Origin of the sequence: Cellulomonas sp. URHD0024, assembly GCF_000426185.1 — a bacterium.
GTDB lineage: Bacteria > Actinomycetota > Actinomycetes > Actinomycetales > Cellulomonadaceae > Cellulomonas.
Window position 1 is genome coordinate 26,699 of sequence record NZ_AUEW01000016.1, and the last position, 13,924, is coordinate 40,622.

Below are 13,924 nucleotides of genomic sequence, written 5' to 3' on the forward strand. Positions count from 1 at the left end.
TCACGCACCGCCCAGGGCGAGGCGGCCGGCAGGGGCGAGCAGTCGCTGGGCGCGCGCGGCGAGGCCCGCGATCCGAGCGGTCTCCTCCGTGAGCACGTCGCGGCCCGACGGGGTCAGCCGGTAGTAGCGGCGCAGGCGGCCGTCCACGACGATCTCGCCCGACGCTTCTGCGTACTGCGCGGCGACGAGCCGGTCCAGGATGCCGTACAACGTTCCCGCCCCCAGATGCACACGGTCGTCGGAGATCTCCTTGACGGCCTGGACGACGCCGTAGCCGTGCCGCGGTTCCTGGGCGAGCGCGAGCAGGACCAGGTATGCCTGCTCGCTCATCCGAAATGTCACGGTCGATATATATCGCGCGGCGACCCATCAGGGCAATTCGTCGGGGATGTCACCGGTAGGGGTGATGATGCGCGCATGAGCTCCTCCGGGTCGACGCGTGGATGGCTCGGCTCGTACCTGCTGCTCGCCGTGCTGTGGGGATGCAGCTTCCTGTTCATCGCCACGTCGCTGCAGTCGTTCACGCCCACGCAGGTCGCCTTCGGGCGGATCGTCGTCGGCCTCGCCCTGCTCGTCGTCGTGCTGCTGGTCCGTCGCGAACGCGTCCGGGTGCAGCGGCGCCTGATCGGGGACTTCGTCCTGGTCGGCGCGGTGATGACCGCAATCCCGTTCGTGCTCTTCGGGCTGGCCGAGCAACGGGTGAGCACGGTGCTCGCGGGGTTGGTGAATGCCACCACTCCCCTGTTCACGGCCCTGTTCGTCGCGCTCCTGATCCCCACCGAACGGCCCGACCGGGTGCAGCTCGGCGGGCTGCTGCTGGGGTTCGGCGGCATCGCCGTGCTGCTCGGCGTCTGGGACGCCGGGACGATCGACCTGGCCGGCGGGCTCATGCTCCTGGGCGCGACCTTCTGCTACGGCCTAGGGAACGCGTGGGGGCGGTTCCGCCTGACGAGCACCGGGATGTCGACCGTCGCCACGCCGGCCGTCCAGCTCGTGGTGGGCGCACTGGTGGTGCTGCCGTTCGCCGCCGCGGCGCCGCGGCCCGGTCCGCTCGCGCCTGCACCGGCGCTGGCGCTGCTCGCGCTCGGCCTCGGCGGGACCGGGCTGGCCTACGTGCTGTTCTGGCGGGTCATGTCCGTGGCGGGTGCGACCGTCGCGGCGAGCGTCACCTACGTCATCCCGGTCGTGTCGACCGCGCTCGGCGTGGTCGTGCTGCACGAGGGTCTGACCTGGTACGAGCCGGTCGGCGGCGCCATCGTGCTCGCCGGTGTCGCGCTGACGCAGCTGGGGGCCGCGCGCCGGCGCCGAACGGCGAGCATCGCCCGGGAGACCGTGACGGCGCGTTGACCGCTCGGTACCGTCGCCACGTGAGCACCGCAGAACCGGGGTACGACCCGGAGTTCCTCGGCCCGCCGGTGCCGCTGCCGCGAACGACGCAGACCGTCCGGGAGCTGCCGTCGACGCACTTCACGGTGCTGCTCGACCCGGTGCGCAGGCTGGCGGCTGCGACGGCGGTGAACATCGACGGCGCGAGGCTGCGGGACCTGCCCCGCACCGACGACTGGCACCTCGATCCACGCGTCCCCGCGAGCGAGCAGGCCGGGCCGGAGCTGTACGCGCACAACGACCTCGACCGCGGGCACCTGGTCCGCCGTCGCGACCCCGTCTGGGGGCCGGCGGCCGCGGCCGCCAACGAGCAGACCTTCGCCTACCCCAACGTGGCCCCGCAGGCCTCCGCGTTCAACCAGGGCGAGCAGCTCTGGGCGGGTCTCGAGGACCACATGCTGACCTACGCGAGCACGTACCTGCTGCGGTTGTCGGTGTTCACGGGTCCGGTGCTCGCCGAGGACGACCCGGTCTACCGCGGCGTCGGGATACCACGCAGGTTCTGGAAGGTGGCGGCCTGGGCTGTCGGCGGCACCGACCTGCGCTCCGCCGCGTTCCTGCTCGACCAGTCGTCTCTGATCGCGAACCTGCCGCGCGACGTCCCGCCGCTGCGCCCGTTCCTGACGTTCCAGCTGCCCGTCGCCGACGTCGAGGGGCTCACCGGCCTGGATCTCGGGCCGCTGCCTGCCGCCGACGTCCTGGAGCCCGCAACCGCGGCGCGCGCTTCGCGATGGATCGAGCTGACGACGGAGGACGACATCGTGCTCGGTCAGAGCCCGAGCGCCGACCCGGTGAGCCGCTCGTAGGCCTCGAGGTACCTGTCACGGGTCCGGAGCACGACGTCCTGCGGCAGGCCGGGCGGCGGCGCGTCCGAGCGACGGTCCCAGCCGGACGCCGACGACGTCAGCCAGTCACGGACGTACTGCTTGTCGAAGGACGGCTGCGCGTGGCCCGGCTCCCAGGCGTCCGCCGGCCAGAACCGCGAGGAGTCCGGCGTCAGCACCTCGTCGCCGAGCGTGATCGCACCCGTCACCGGGTCGGTGCCGAACTCGAGCTTGGTGTCAGCGAGGATCACGCCGCGTTCGCGCGCGATGCCCTCGGCCCGCGCGTAGACGGCGAGCGTGAGGTCACGCAGGGTTGCGGCGTCGTCGGCACCGATGGTCTCGACCACCGTCTCGAAGGGCACGTTCTCGTCGTGGTCCCCCAGCGCGGCCTTGGTGGCGGGCGTGAAGATCGGCGACGGCAGCCGCGACCCGTCGACCAGTCCGGGCGGCAACGAGATGCCCGTCACGGAGCCGGACACCTCGTACTCGGCAAGCCCTGAACCGGTCAGGTAGCCGCGCGCGACGCACTCGACAGGGAACATCTCGAGCCGGCGGCAGATCATGGCGCGGCCCGACACCTCGGCCGGGACGTCCGTCGAGACCACGTGGTTGGGCACGAGGTCGGCGAGCTGGTCGAACCACCACAGGCTGAGCGTGGTGAGCACGACGCCCTTGCCGGGGATTCCGGGGCTGAGCACGTGGTCGTAGGCGGACACACGGTCGCTGGCGACGACGAGCACCACGTCCCCGAGCTCCGACGGTGTGGTCGGCACATACAGGTCGCGGACCTTGCCCGAGTACGTGTGGGTCCAGCCGGGGAGCTCAGAAGTCACGGGGACAAGTGTGGCGCACGACGAAGGCTCACCCGAACGGTCGATCACTGCGGCCGCCCTGGATGCCGTTGCTTGGGCATGCGCTCCACGCGGCTCGTTCGCACAGCCGCCGGTCTCGTCGGCGTGCTCGTGCTCGCCGCTGCGTGTGCGCAGCCACCGGTCTCGGCCGCGCCGCCCCCGCTGCCCGGCATGACGCCCGTCCCGGTCGTCGCAGCCGGCCCCGTCGCGACGTCCGCCGGCGGACTCGCGCTGACCGCCGAGCAGATCGCTTCGGCCTTCCTGGCTGCCGCCGACGTCCCCGCCGGGTGGGAGCCCAGGACGCCGCCCGCGCACGACGCACCGGCGACGAGCCTCGGCTTCGCCGCGCCGAACGCCTTGTCCGTCGACCCGGCGCCGTGCGCCGAGATGGGACTGGCCGGCACCCCGTCGGCCCCGGCGGTCGCGTTCGCGCGGGTCGGGTTCTACACCCCGGAGCGGGCCTACGTCACCGAGGAGGTCTCCACGTGGCCTGACGGGAGCGCCGGAGCGGGCATGATCACGGCGGTCCGGTCGTGGATGGCGTCCTGCCCCGCGTACAAGGTCACGTCGCAGGACGGGACCATCTCGAGCTACCACCTGGCGGCGATACAGATCCCCGCCATGGGCGACCAGGTCGTCGGCCTGCGCATCACCGGGCAGCTCACGGGGGCGGGAGGCGAGGACGCCGGGACGTTCACGCTCGACACGGCCGTCGTGGCCGTCGGACACATGGTCCTCACGCTCGCCGCGGGCGGCGAGGGAACGATCGACCCCACGCTCTTCGCCCAGCTGACCACCACCGCGACCTCGAAGGTCCAGGCCGCCGCGGGAGCCTGACCTCAGAGGAGGTCCGCACCGCCCTCGAGCCCCTCGGGGATCGGCAGCCCGACCAGCCGGATGAGCCGCTCGACCGTCTCCTCGACGAACGTGTCCTCGGGCTCGTCGACGTGCTCCTCCGCGAGCAGCCGCCGCACGTGCTTGGCCTCGACGTCCACCGCACCCACCAGCAGCGCCCAGTCTGCGAACGCCTCGGCCTCGGCGGCGAGGTCGACGGGGTCGGACTCGGCGGGGTCGTCGAAGAAGTCGCGCGGCTGGAACCCCAGGTAGAAGCGTCCGAGGCCCGGCGGCGCCGGCGCGTACTCGACGCTGGCGATGTCTCCGTCGCGCACCTCGATCTGCAGGCTCGGCGTGACCGCGGCGTCGCCGCCCCAGGCCCCGTCCCCGTACACGAATCCGCCCATGCAGCGATACTGCCCCACATGACCGCCACACCCGTGCTCGTCGTGCTCGGCGGGTTGCCCGGAACGGGCAAGACGACGCTCGCCCGACTTCTGGCCCGCGACCTCGGCGCAGCCCACCTGCGGATCGACACCCTCGAGCAGGCGGTCGTGCAGTCGTCGCTCCGCGTGCCCGCCGCGGCCGAGGTGGGCTACACGGCGGCGGCCGGCGTGGCCCGTGACAACCTGCGCCTCGGCCTCTCGGTCGTCGCGGACTGCGTCAACCCGGTGGCGGAGAGCCAGGCGGGATGGCACGCGGTCGCGGCGGCGACACGTGCCCGGCTCGTCGAGATCCAGCTCCTGTGCTCCGATCCGGCAGAGCACCGTCGGCGGGTCGAGGACCGCGTCGCCGACATCCCCGGACACGTCCAGCCCACCTGGGCCGACGTCTCCACGACCGAGCTCGCCCCGTGGCCGGGGGCCGTCCGGCTGGACTCCGCCCACCGCGCTCCGGCCGACCTGGCGCTCGACGCGCGCAGCGTGATCGACGCCGGCGCCTGAGAGCTAGACGAGCGGGCCGTCCGCGGCGGAGGCCGCGATGTCGTTGCGGTGGTGCGAGTACGGCAGCTCGATCTGCTCGACCCCGGCGTAGGCCGCGGCACGGGCGGCCGCGAGGTTCGACCCGACGCCGACGACCGAGAGGACCCGCCCACCGGCAGCCACGAGGTGCGCACCGTCGATCGCGTCGTCGTCGTCGGCCGCGGAGTTCTGCCGAAGGGCGGTGCCAGCGTGCAGGACGTGCACCCCGGGCACGGCCTCGGCGTCCTCGATCCCGGTGATCGGGTCGCCGGACCGGACCGTCCCCGGGTACCCGCCCGAGGCGACGACGATCGTCACGGCCGCGGCGTCGAGCCACTCCAGCGGCGGCAGCGCACCGAGCGTGCCGGTCGCCGCGGCGTACAGCACCCCCGCGAGCGGCGTGGCCATCCGCGGCAGCACGACCTGCGTCTCAGGGTCGCCGAAGCGGGCGTTGAACTCGACCACTCGAACGCCCTTGCTGGTCATGGCCAGCCCCACGTAGAGCACCCCGGCGAACGGGGTCCCGCGACGGGCCATCTCGGCGATGGTGGGCCGCGCCACCCGGTTCATCACGTCCTCGACGAGGTTGTGCGGCGCCCACGGCAGCGGCGAGTACGCGCCCATGCCGCCGGTGTTGGGACCCTCGTCGCCGTCGCGGACACGCTTGAAGTCCTGCGCGGGCACGAGCGGCACCGCGTCGACACCGTCGGACAGGACGAACAGCGAGATCTCGGGCCCGTCGAGATACTCCTCGATCACCACCGTGCCACCCGGCTTGGCCAGGCAGTCGGCCGCGTGCGCGAGCGCCTCGGCGCGGTCGTTCGTGACGACGACGCCCTTGCCCGCGGCGAGCCCGTCGTCCTTGACCACGTACGGCGGCCCGAACGTGTCCAGGCCGGCCGCGGCCGCGTCGACGGTCGTCGCGACCCGCGGCTCGGCGGTCGGGACGCCGGCGGCGGCCATGACCTCCTTGGCGAACGCCTTGGATCCCTCGAGCTGCGCGGCGGCGGCCGACGGACCGAAGGCGGCGATCCCTGCGGCGCGCACCGCGTCCGCGACGCCCGCGACCAGTGGAGCCTCGGGCCCGACGACGACCAGGTCCGCACCCACGCGACCGGCGAGCTCGGCGACCGCCGCGCCGTCCAGCTGGTCGACCGCGTGCAGCCGGGCCAGCAGGCCGATGCCGGGGTTGCCCGGCGCGGCATGGAGCTCGGTCACCGCAGGATCGAGGGAGAGCGCACGCACGAGGGCGTGCTCACGGGCGCCGGTGCCGACGACGAGGATCTTCACGGGGCGTGAGCCTACCTATCCGACGTACAAGAGCCGATGGCGGACCACCGAATGGGCGATACTCGGCGCCATGCCCCGAACGACTTCGGACGCCGTCCCGCACGGGCGGCTGCGAGCGCTCGAGCAGCCGGTCCTCGAGGCCGGCGCGTGCACGTTGCGGCCGTGGCGCGCCACTGACCGGGCGCAGGTGGTCGCGGCGTTCGCGGATCCGGACATCCAGCGCTGGCACGCACGCTCGATGACGCAGGACGAGGCGACCGCGTGGATCGCGCACTGGCCCGGGCGGTGGACCGAGGAGACCGGCGCCGGGTGGGCGCTGACGCTCCACGACGAACCGGTCGGCCAGATCAGCCTGCGGCACCTCAACCACGCGGACGGCATCACGGACGTGTCGTACTGGGTGGTCCCCGCCGCCCGCGGCAGGGGTGTCGCGAGCTCCGCACTGACCGCTCTGTCCGGCTGGGCGTTCGGCGTGCTCGGTGTGCACCGGATCTTCGTCGACCACTCGACGCGGAACCCCGCGTCCTGCGCGGTCGCGACGCGCGCCGGCTACCAGCTCGAGGGCACCAAGCGCGAGGACGCCCTGCACGCCGACGGCTGGCACGACATGCACACGCACTCGCGACTGGCGACGGACGGCACGGCACGGCCGCACTGATCGCCCACCGGGCGGCCACGACCTGGCCGCGCTCGGGTCTCGACGCCCGAACCGCTCAGCTGAGCAGCTCGTGCCGGATGATCGTCGCCTCACGGCCGGGGCCGACGCCGATCGACGAGATCCGTGCGCCCGAGATCTCCTCGAGCCGCAGCAGGTAGCGCTGCGCGTTGACGGGCAGGTCGTCGAACTCGCGGGCCTGCGAGATGTCCTGCGTCCAGCCGTCGAGGTACTCGTAGATGGGGGTGGCGTGGTGGAAGTCCGACTGGTCGTCGGGCATCTCGTCGAAACGCCGGCCGTTGACGTCGTAGGCGACGGCGACGGGGATCTTGTCCTTGCCGGTGAGCACGTCGAGCTTGGTCACGACGAGGTCCGTCAGGCCGTTGATGCGGCTGGCGTAGCGGACCACGACGGCGTCGTACCAGCCGCAGCGGCGTGGGCGGCCGGTCGTGGTGCCGAACTCGCCGCCCGTCTGACGCAGCCACTCGCCGTCGTCGTCCAGCAGCTCGGTGGGGAACGGGCCCTCTCCCACGCGCGTCGTGTAGGCCTTGGCGACGGCGACGACGCGGTCGATCCTCGTCGGCCCCACGCCCGAGCCCGTGCAGGCACCGCCGGCGGTCGCCGACGAGGACGTCACGAACGGGTAGGTGCCGTGGTCGACGTCGAGCATGGTCGCCTGGCCGGCCTCGAAGACCAGGGTCTTGCCGGCGTCCAGGGCGTTGTTGAGCAGCAGCGGCGTGTCCGCGACCAGCGGCTTGAGGCGGTCCGCGTGGCGCAGCAGGTCCTCGACGGTCTCCTCGACGGTGATCGCGCGCCGGTTGTAGACCTTCACCAGCAGGTGGTTCTTCTGGTCGAGGGCACCCTCGACCTTCTCGTGCAGGATCTTCTCGTCGAACAGGTCCTGGATGCGGATGCCGACGCGGTTGATCTTGTCCGAGTACGCCGGGCCGATCCCGCGGCCGGTCGTGCCGATGCGGCGCTTGCCCAGGAACCGCTCGGTGACCTTGTCGAGCGTCCGGTTGTACGGGGCGATGACGTGCGCGGCCGACGAGACCTTGAGCGCGCTCGTGTCGACGCCGCGCGCCTCGAGGGCGTCGATCTCCTCGAACAGCACCTCGATGTCCACGACGACGCCGTTGCCGATCACCGGGACGACGCCCGGCGAGAGGATGCCCGACGGAAGCAGGTGCAGGGCGTACTTCTCACCGTCGATCACGACGGTGTGCCCGGCGTTGTTGCCGCCGTTGAACTTCACCACGTAGTCGGTGCGCGAACCGAGCTGGTCGGTCGCCTTGCCCTTGCCCTCGTCGCCCCACTGGGCACCGAGCACCACGACGGCCGGCATCTGAATCAACTCCCACCTGCCTGTGCAGCGGGTGGCACGGCGGAGGCCGGCGTCTGGTGGAACGCGGCGCTTGCACGAGGCCCGGGCACCGGGCGGCAGGGACCCAGTACCTCCGAGAGGGTACCGGATCGTCAAGAACCGGTCATGCCAGGTCCACTACCTGACGGCGTCCGGTCCCGATCCGCCCAGCCGACCGCTCGCGCGGCTCGACGTTGTCGATATGCACGCGATTCACCACTGTGGCGTGCGCATCGGCAAGTTCGGCGCGCTTCTCGACGGCGCGCCGCGTCAAGGCGCGGCGGCAGGCGGTGCAGGCGTCGGCGGTCGACGTCAGCGCAGGGCCGCGACCTCGTCGGCCGACGTGCCGCAGTCCACGAGGAACTGCAGGCAGCGCGCCGACTCGTCCGACTCCTCGATGGCCTCGGCCGCCTCCGACAGCGCCAGCAGCGCGCGCAGGAACCCCTGGTTGGGCACGTGGTCGGCGGGAACGGGCCCGCGACCCTTCCAGCCCGCGCGCCGCAAGGCGTCGAGGCCACGGTGGTAACCCGTTCGGGCGTAGGCGTAGGCAGCGATCGGGTCACCCTCGTCGGCGAGCGAGCTCTCGGCGAGGATCGCCCACACGAGCGACGACGCCGGGGCGGCCGGGACGGCCTCGCGCGGGGTGGAACCCGAGGTCAGCGCGTCGCGGGCGTCTGCGTCCGCCCCGTCGGCGGGCAGGAGGGTGGGCGCGGGTCCGTCCAGCAGGTTCTCGTGGCTCATGCGGCCAGTCTTCCATTCCGGGTGCACGTCGCGGGGACCGCGATTACAGTCGTTCCGCCGACCTGGACCACTGTTCGGCAAGACGTACGGCGCGTACCCCCTCTACGCGCTGCGCCCCCGACGACGGGTGGACCCGATGATCGAGATCTCGACATCCTCAACGACGACGACCCTCACCATCGCCGGTGACCTGGACCTGGGCGAACGCGACCAGTTCCCGGAGATCGCCGCGCGCGTGGTCGGCCTGCGTCACCAGCTCCTCATCGTGGACATGTGCGAGGTCAGCTTCATGGACTCGACCGGCGCCGCGTTCCTCATCTCGCTCGCAGACTCCAGCCGCAAGCGCGGCGGGGCGACCGTCCTGCGCGGCGCGGACCAGCGCGACCTGTTCGTCATCGAGATCTGCGGCGCCCTGGACCTGTTCCGGATCGACTCGGACCACCACTGCGAGAACGGCTCGGCCGACTCGGGCTTCCGCCGCCCGGACGAGGCAGCGGCACCCCGCTAGGACGTCGAGTCCGGCAGCGACGACGGCCGCACCTTGGCCCACACCAGCTTGCCGCCGCGCGACTGCCGCCAGCCCCAGTCGGCCAGGCGCTCCACGATCTGCATGCCGAACCCGCCCACGCGTCCGGGGTGCCCGTCGGTGGTCACCGGCGGCGTCGGGTTCGCGTCCTCGACCTCGATGCGCAGGCCGTCTCCCGTGTCGTACAGCTGCAGGGACACGTGGCCGTACCCGTGCAGCACGGCATTGGCGACGAGCTCCGAGACGACCAGCTCGGCGTTCGCGGCGTCCGGGATCCCCCACGCGTGGCAGGTGCGCACGACCGCGTGCCGGGCTCGGCCGATCGACGCGGCCTCGCTCGGCAGCGACCATCGCCTGCGGCGCGGGCTGCGCACCTGCGACGAGCTGTCCTGCGGCGACGGCACGCGCACCACGACGACCGCGACGTCGTCCTCGGGGTGGTCGGCCAGCCGCGACAACAGCTCCTCGCCGACGCCGGCGGCGTCCAGCGCGGTGATCCCGGCGGCCACCGAGGAGAGCGCGGCGAGCCCCTCGCGAAGCCCGCGGTCCCGCCGCTCGATGAGCCCGTCCGTGTAGTAGAGCAGCACGTCGCCCGGCAGCAGGCGGGCCGCGCCCGTGGTGCGTGGCTTGGCCCCGAAGCCGATCAGTGACCCCCCGCCCTCGTCCAGCGCGGTCACGACGCCCCCGCGGACCAGGAGCGCCGGCAGGTGCCCCGCCCGCGAATAGTGCATCTCCCAAGCACCCTCGGAACGCGTCAGCGTGGACAGGACGAGCCCGGCCGGTCGAGGGACGCGCATGCCGGCCACCAGCTGGTCGACCCGTTCGAGCACCGGGCCCGGGGTCGTGATGTCGAACATGTAGGACCGGACCACCGACCGCAGCTGGCCCATCGCAGCCGCCGCCTCGACGTCGTGGCCCACCACGTCGCCGATGACCACGCCGACCACGTCGGTGGACACCTGCAGGACGTCGTACCAGTCGCCCCCGACCTGCGCGTTCTCCGAGTTCGGTGCGTAGTAGGTCCACACGTCGAGCCCGTCGACCTCCGCCTGCTCGGGCAGCATCGCCCGCTGCAGCGTCTCCGCCAGCCGGTGCTCACGCTCGTACAGCCGGGCGTTGTCGACGACCAGGCCGACGCGCCGCGCGGTGAGGTCCAGGACGGTGCGAGCCGACGGCTCGAGTCCTCGAACTCCCCCGGCGACGAAGACGGCGAGCACCCCGAGCACCCGACGGCGCCCGGGCAGCGCGAACACGACGACCTGCCCGTCCTGCGGCAGCGTGGGGCGCTCGTCGTCCGCCGCGTGCGCCCGGAGCTGCTCGGCGACGTGCTCCGCGAGCCAGCCGGACGCGCTGCCGGGCGCGTAGGGGCCCGCGAGGTCCAGGTCGAAGGGGCGGTCGTTCTGGCCGTCGAGGAGCAGCTGGACCGCGTCGCGGGCGCGCGGACGCAGCACGTTGCGGTGCCGCGCCCCGCGCCCCGACAGCACGTGTCCGGACACGATGCCGTCGGCCGGGCGCAGGCCACCGTCGTCGAGGTAGAACTGCGCCCAGCCGGCCACCGCACGGCACAGCATCGCCGCGATCTCGCGCAGCGCGTGCGGGTCGTCGACGTCCATGAGGAGGTCGGACACCTGCGCGATCAGTCCGAGGCTGCGGCGCTCGCGGCGCTCCGCCTCGACCAGGGCTGCCTGCTCCGCATCGTGCGTGAGCTGTTCGGTGAGGTCCTGCAGCGCGACGACCCAGTGCGTGACGACGTCGCCCGAGCGCACCGGCGACAGCACCGCCCTGCAGGTGAGCCGCGACCCGTCCGCCCGTCTCAGGGTGAGGGTCTTCGAGACCTCCCGGCCCGTGGCCATCGCGTCCTCGATCTCGCCGACGTCCTGCGGACCGAGCGCCGAGTCGCCGAGGACGTCCTCCTGGCGACGGCGCGCCTCGGCGACCCCGTACCCGGTGACCTTCTCGTAGGCGGCGTTGACCCACACGACCGGCATGCCCTCCGCGGCGGCGTCCAGCAGCGCGATGGGGACGGCTGTGGCCCGCAGTGCCCGGTCGCGCAGCTCGACGAGGGCGCGATCGGGTATCTCTGGCCCAGGGGGATTGACCACTACCACCTCCGATCGTCTAGCGTTCCGACCAGGTCAGTCGTGAGGATGCAGCGGTCTGTCCGGTTGTCCGACACCGAAGGAGCGCCGTGCGCGACGGTAACAGCACGATCCCCGACGGGCCCGCGGGGGCTCAGGGCGCAGGGATCACCGGTGAGCCGGGCGCAGTTCACGTCATCGTCGGTACCGAGTCGACACGCATCGTGCTCTCCGGCGAGGTCGACGCCGACCTCGGTGCCGAGCTGCAGGAGGCCACCGCCGAGGCCGAGCAGGTCGGCCTCCCGATCGAGGTCGACGCCCATCACGTGACGTTCATGGACTCGTCGGGCGTCGCGTTCCTCGCCCGGCTGTCCATCCGGTCGCAGCACCGCGTCCGCATGATCCGCGTACCCCCGCACGTGAAGTTCCTGCTGGACGTCACGCGGATCGGCGAGCTCCTCGACGTCGTCGAGACGGACGACGGGGCCGAATTCCAGCCCGTCAAGGAATGACGAAAGGGCCTCCCGGGGAATCCCGAGAGGCCCTTTCGACGAGGATCAGGCGCTGAGCGACTGCCCGGCCGAGCGGAGCTGACGGCTCGCCTCGGCGATGCGGGCGGCCATGCCGGCCTCGGCCAGCTTGCCCCAGGCGCGCGGGTCGTAGGCCTTCTTGTTGCCCACCTCGCCGTCGACCTTGAGCACGCCGTCGTAGTTGCGGAAGAAGTGGTCCGCGACCGGCCGGCTGTACGCGTACTGCGTGTCCGTGTCGATGTTCATCTTGATGACGCCGTTGTCGACAGCCTCGGAGATCTCGGCCTCGGTGGAGCCGGAGCCGCCGTGGAACACCAGGTCGAACGGGTTCTCGACGCCGATCGCGTCGCCGACGGCCTTCTGGATCTCGGCGAGGATCGAGGGCCGCAGCTTGACCGCGCCGGGCTTGTAGACGCCGTGCACGTTGCCGAACGTCAGGGCGGTCAGGTAGCGGCCCTTCTCGCCGGCGCCGAGCGCCTTGACCGTCGCCAGGCCGTCCTCGACGGTCGTGTACAGCTTGTCGTTGATCTCGGCGGTGTGGCCGTCCTCCTCGCCACCGACCACGCCGACCTCGATCTCGAGGATCGTGCGGGCCTGGCGCGAGAGCTCGAGCAGCTCCTCGGCGATGACCAGGTTCTCGTCCAGCGGCACGGACGAGCCGTCCCACATGTGCGACTGGAACGTCGGGAGCTTGCCGGCCTTGACCTGCTCGATCTCGAGGGCCAGCAGCGGGCGGACCCAGGAGTCGAGGTTCTGCTTGGCGCAGTGGTCGGTGTGCAGCGCCACGGTGATCGGGTAGCCCTTGGCCACCTCGGCCGCGTAGGCCGCGAGCGCCAGCGAGCCGGAGACGCGGTCCTTCACGGTCGAGCCGGCCGCGTACTCGGCGCCGCCGACGGAAACCTGGATGATGCCGTCCGAGCCGGCCTCCGCGAAGCCCTGCAGGGCGGCGGTGACGGACTGCGAGGACGTGACGTTCACGGCCGGGTAGGCGAACTTGCCTGCCTTGGCCCGGTCGATCATCTCGGCGTAGACCTCGGGGGTGGCGATGGCCATGTGCAGCATCTCCTGCGCGCTAGAGGGGGGGTATCGCACCGATTCTGGCACGATTCGCGGTTCGGCCGGTGGGGCCATTGGTCCCGTGGACATCTCGGGTGGTCGTCGGCGGGGCCCCCGCGCCGAAGCATCGCGACGGTCGCCCTGGTCAGACCGGCGATGGTCCCGCGTGCTGGGCGATCCAGGCATGCATGGCGATGGCCGCGGCGGCGCCCGCGTTGATCGAGCGCGTGGAGCCGAACTGGGCGATGTGCAGGACGTCGACGGCGGCGGCCCGAGCCTCGTCGGAAAGGCCGACCGACTCCTGCCCGAACAGGAGCACGCACGCGCGCGGCAGGGGGTAGCCCTCCAGCGGCACGGAGCCGGGCAGGTTGTCGACGCCGAGGACGGGGATGCCCGCCGACGACGCCCACGCGAGCAGCTCGTCGACCGTCGGGTGGTGCCGCACGTGCTGGTAGCGGTCCGTGACCATGGCCCCGCGACGGTTCCACCGGCGGTTGCCGACGATGTGCACCTCGGCGGCCAGGAACGCGTTGGCCGTGCGGACCACCGAGCCGATGTTGAGGTCGTGCGCCCAGTTCTCGATGGCGACGTGGAACGGGTGCCGGCGGGTGTCCAGGTCGGCGACGATCGCCTCCAGCGACCAGTACCGGTACCGGTCGACGACGTTGCGCCGGTCGCCGTGCGTCAGCAGCTCCGGGTCGTAGCGCTCGTCCGAGGGCCACTCGCCCTGCCACGGCCCGACGCCGACCTCGTCTTCCACGGCGTCACCGTAGTGGCACGGACCGCCCACTCATCGGAAACCCCCAGGATTCGCCCCGTACCCTGGAG

16 protein-coding genes are annotated in these 13,924 nt (G+C 72.3%); 7 read left to right on the forward strand and 9 right to left on the reverse strand.

Translation table 11 applies throughout. The features are described from left to right. Nucleotides 1-330, reverse strand: a complete 330-nt coding sequence (locus I847_RS0115715; protein WP_028050451.1) for a PadR family transcriptional regulator — start codon at nt 328-330, stop codon at nt 1-3. 87 nt (nt 331-417) lie between these two features. Here I847_RS0115715 and I847_RS24155 point away from each other — a divergent pair, with 87 nt between their 5' ends. Together I847_RS24155 and I847_RS24160 are read left to right on the forward strand one after the other, a co-directional pair. Next, on the forward strand, nt 418-1,347 hold the full coding sequence (locus I847_RS24155; RefSeq protein WP_034610617.1) for a DMT family transporter: 930 nt from the start codon (nt 418-420) through the stop codon (nt 1,345-1,347). A 20-nt stretch (nt 1,348-1,367) separates the two neighbouring features. Continuing rightward, nucleotides 1,368-2,192, forward strand: coding sequence for a DNA/RNA non-specific endonuclease (locus tag I847_RS24160; protein ID WP_196804591.1), 825 nt, complete (start codon nt 1,368-1,370; stop codon nt 2,190-2,192). Here the strand turns inward: I847_RS24160 and I847_RS0115730 are convergent. Then, entirely contained in the window at nt 2,156-3,043 is an 888-nt protein-coding gene (locus I847_RS0115730) for a phosphoribosylaminoimidazolesuccinocarboxamide synthase (protein WP_034610619.1), read from the reverse strand. The two genes, I847_RS24160 and I847_RS0115730, sit on opposite strands and share 37 nt — an antisense overlap. Before the next feature lie 78 nt (nt 3,044-3,121). Between I847_RS0115730 and I847_RS0115735 the strand changes: the two genes are divergently transcribed. Next, complete coding sequence (locus I847_RS0115735; protein WP_028050453.1) at nt 3,122-3,898, forward strand: hypothetical protein; 777 nt, start codon at nt 3,122-3,124, stop codon at nt 3,896-3,898. A gap of 2 nt (nt 3,899-3,900) precedes the next feature. Here the strand turns inward: I847_RS0115735 and I847_RS0115740 are convergent, their stop codons facing one another. After that, nucleotides 3,901-4,302 (reverse strand): hypothetical protein, encoded by a 402-nt coding sequence (locus I847_RS0115740; protein WP_155856181.1) that lies wholly within the window; start codon nt 4,300-4,302, stop codon nt 3,901-3,903. An 18-nt stretch (nt 4,303-4,320) separates the two neighbouring features. Between I847_RS0115740 and I847_RS0115745 the strand changes: the two genes are divergently transcribed. Next, the gene (locus I847_RS0115745; RefSeq protein ID WP_155856182.1) at nt 4,321-4,839 is read left to right on the forward strand and encodes an AAA family ATPase; all 519 of its coding nucleotides are present in this window, start codon (nt 4,321-4,323) and stop codon (nt 4,837-4,839) included. A 3-nt stretch (nt 4,840-4,842) separates the two neighbouring features. Here I847_RS0115745 and purD read toward each other — a convergent pair whose 3' ends face one another. Then, entirely contained in the window at nt 4,843-6,147 is a 1,305-nt protein-coding gene (gene purD, locus I847_RS0115750) for a phosphoribosylamine--glycine ligase (protein ID WP_028050456.1), read from the reverse strand. Nucleotides 6,148-6,217: 70 nt separating this feature from the next. Between purD and I847_RS0115755 the strand changes: the two genes are divergently transcribed. Next, nucleotides 6,218-6,805 (forward strand): GNAT family N-acetyltransferase, encoded by a 588-nt coding sequence (locus I847_RS0115755; protein WP_028050457.1) that lies wholly within the window; start codon nt 6,218-6,220, stop codon nt 6,803-6,805. Between the two features lie 55 nt (nt 6,806-6,860). Here the strand turns inward: I847_RS0115755 and I847_RS0115760 are convergent, their stop codons facing one another. Together I847_RS0115760 and I847_RS0115765 are read right to left on the reverse strand one after the other, a co-directional pair. Beyond that, on the reverse strand, nt 6,861-8,147 hold the full coding sequence (locus tag I847_RS0115760; protein ID WP_028050458.1) for an adenylosuccinate synthase: 1,287 nt from the start codon (nt 8,145-8,147) through the stop codon (nt 6,861-6,863). A gap of 330 nt (nt 8,148-8,477) precedes the next feature. Then, nucleotides 8,478-8,906: a DUF3151 domain-containing protein gene (locus I847_RS0115765; RefSeq protein ID WP_028050459.1), complete on the reverse strand. Its 429-nt coding sequence runs from the start codon at nt 8,904-8,906 to the stop codon at nt 8,478-8,480. A gap of 136 nt (nt 8,907-9,042) precedes the next feature. Between I847_RS0115765 and I847_RS0115770 the strand changes: the two genes are divergently transcribed. Next, on the forward strand, nt 9,043-9,414 hold the full coding sequence (locus I847_RS0115770) for an STAS domain-containing protein (protein ID WP_028050460.1): 372 nt from the start codon (nt 9,043-9,045) through the stop codon (nt 9,412-9,414). Here I847_RS0115770 and I847_RS0115775 read toward each other — a convergent pair. Continuing rightward, nucleotides 9,411-11,534 carry a SpoIIE family protein phosphatase gene (locus I847_RS0115775; RefSeq protein ID WP_231384244.1) on the reverse strand — a complete coding sequence of 708 codons (2,124 nt, stop codon included), beginning with the start codon at nt 11,532-11,534 and terminating at the stop codon, nt 9,411-9,413. The genes I847_RS0115770 and I847_RS0115775 overlap by 4 nt on opposite strands. 86 nt (nt 11,535-11,620) lie before the next feature. Here I847_RS0115775 and I847_RS0115780 point away from each other — a divergent pair, with 86 nt between their 5' ends. After that, nucleotides 11,621-12,022 (forward strand): STAS domain-containing protein, encoded by a 402-nt coding sequence (locus tag I847_RS0115780; RefSeq protein WP_028050462.1) that lies wholly within the window; start codon nt 11,621-11,623, stop codon nt 12,020-12,022. A 45-nt stretch (nt 12,023-12,067) separates the two neighbouring features. Here I847_RS0115780 and fbaA read toward each other — a convergent pair whose 3' ends face one another. Both fbaA and I847_RS0115790 read right to left on the reverse strand, forming a co-directional pair. Then, nucleotides 12,068-13,102: a class II fructose-bisphosphate aldolase gene (gene fbaA, locus I847_RS0115785; RefSeq protein ID WP_255346398.1), complete on the reverse strand. Its 1,035-nt coding sequence runs from the start codon at nt 13,100-13,102 to the stop codon at nt 12,068-12,070. A 139-nt stretch (nt 13,103-13,241) separates the two neighbouring features. After that, nucleotides 13,242-13,886, reverse strand: a complete 645-nt coding sequence (locus tag I847_RS0115790) for a TrmH family RNA methyltransferase (protein ID WP_196804592.1) — start codon at nt 13,884-13,886, stop codon at nt 13,242-13,244. Nucleotides 13,887-13,924 lie beyond the last annotated feature (38 nt).

Bases quoted from the DNA above. Each gene is read 5' to 3' on its own strand.
- I847_RS0115715 (WP_028050451.1), bottom strand. From the start codon at position 330: ATGAGCGAGCAGGCATACCTGGTCCTGCTCGCGCTCGCCCAGGAACCG.
- I847_RS24155 (WP_034610617.1), top strand. From the start codon at position 418: ATGAGCTCCTCCGGGTCGACGCGTGGATGGCTCGGCTCGTACCTGCTG.
- I847_RS0115735 (WP_028050453.1), top strand. From the start codon at position 3,122: ATGCGCTCCACGCGGCTCGTTCGCACAGCCGCCGGTCTCGTCGGCGTG.
- I847_RS0115740 (WP_155856181.1), bottom strand. From the start codon at position 4,302: ATGGGCGGATTCGTGTACGGGGACGGGGCCTGGGGCGGCGACGCCGCG.
- I847_RS0115745 (WP_155856182.1), top strand. From the start codon at position 4,321: ATGACCGCCACACCCGTGCTCGTCGTGCTCGGCGGGTTGCCCGGAACG.
- I847_RS0115755 (WP_028050457.1), top strand. From the start codon at position 6,218: ATGCCCCGAACGACTTCGGACGCCGTCCCGCACGGGCGGCTGCGAGCG.
- I847_RS0115760 (WP_028050458.1), bottom strand. From the start codon at position 8,147: ATGCCGGCCGTCGTGGTGCTCGGTGCCCAGTGGGGCGACGAGGGCAAG.
- I847_RS0115765 (WP_028050459.1), bottom strand. From the start codon at position 8,906: ATGAGCCACGAGAACCTGCTGGACGGACCCGCGCCCACCCTCCTGCCC.
- I847_RS0115770 (WP_028050460.1), top strand. From the start codon at position 9,043: ATGATCGAGATCTCGACATCCTCAACGACGACGACCCTCACCATCGCC.
- fbaA (WP_255346398.1), bottom strand. From the start codon at position 13,102: ATGCTGCACATGGCCATCGCCACCCCCGAGGTCTACGCCGAGATGATC.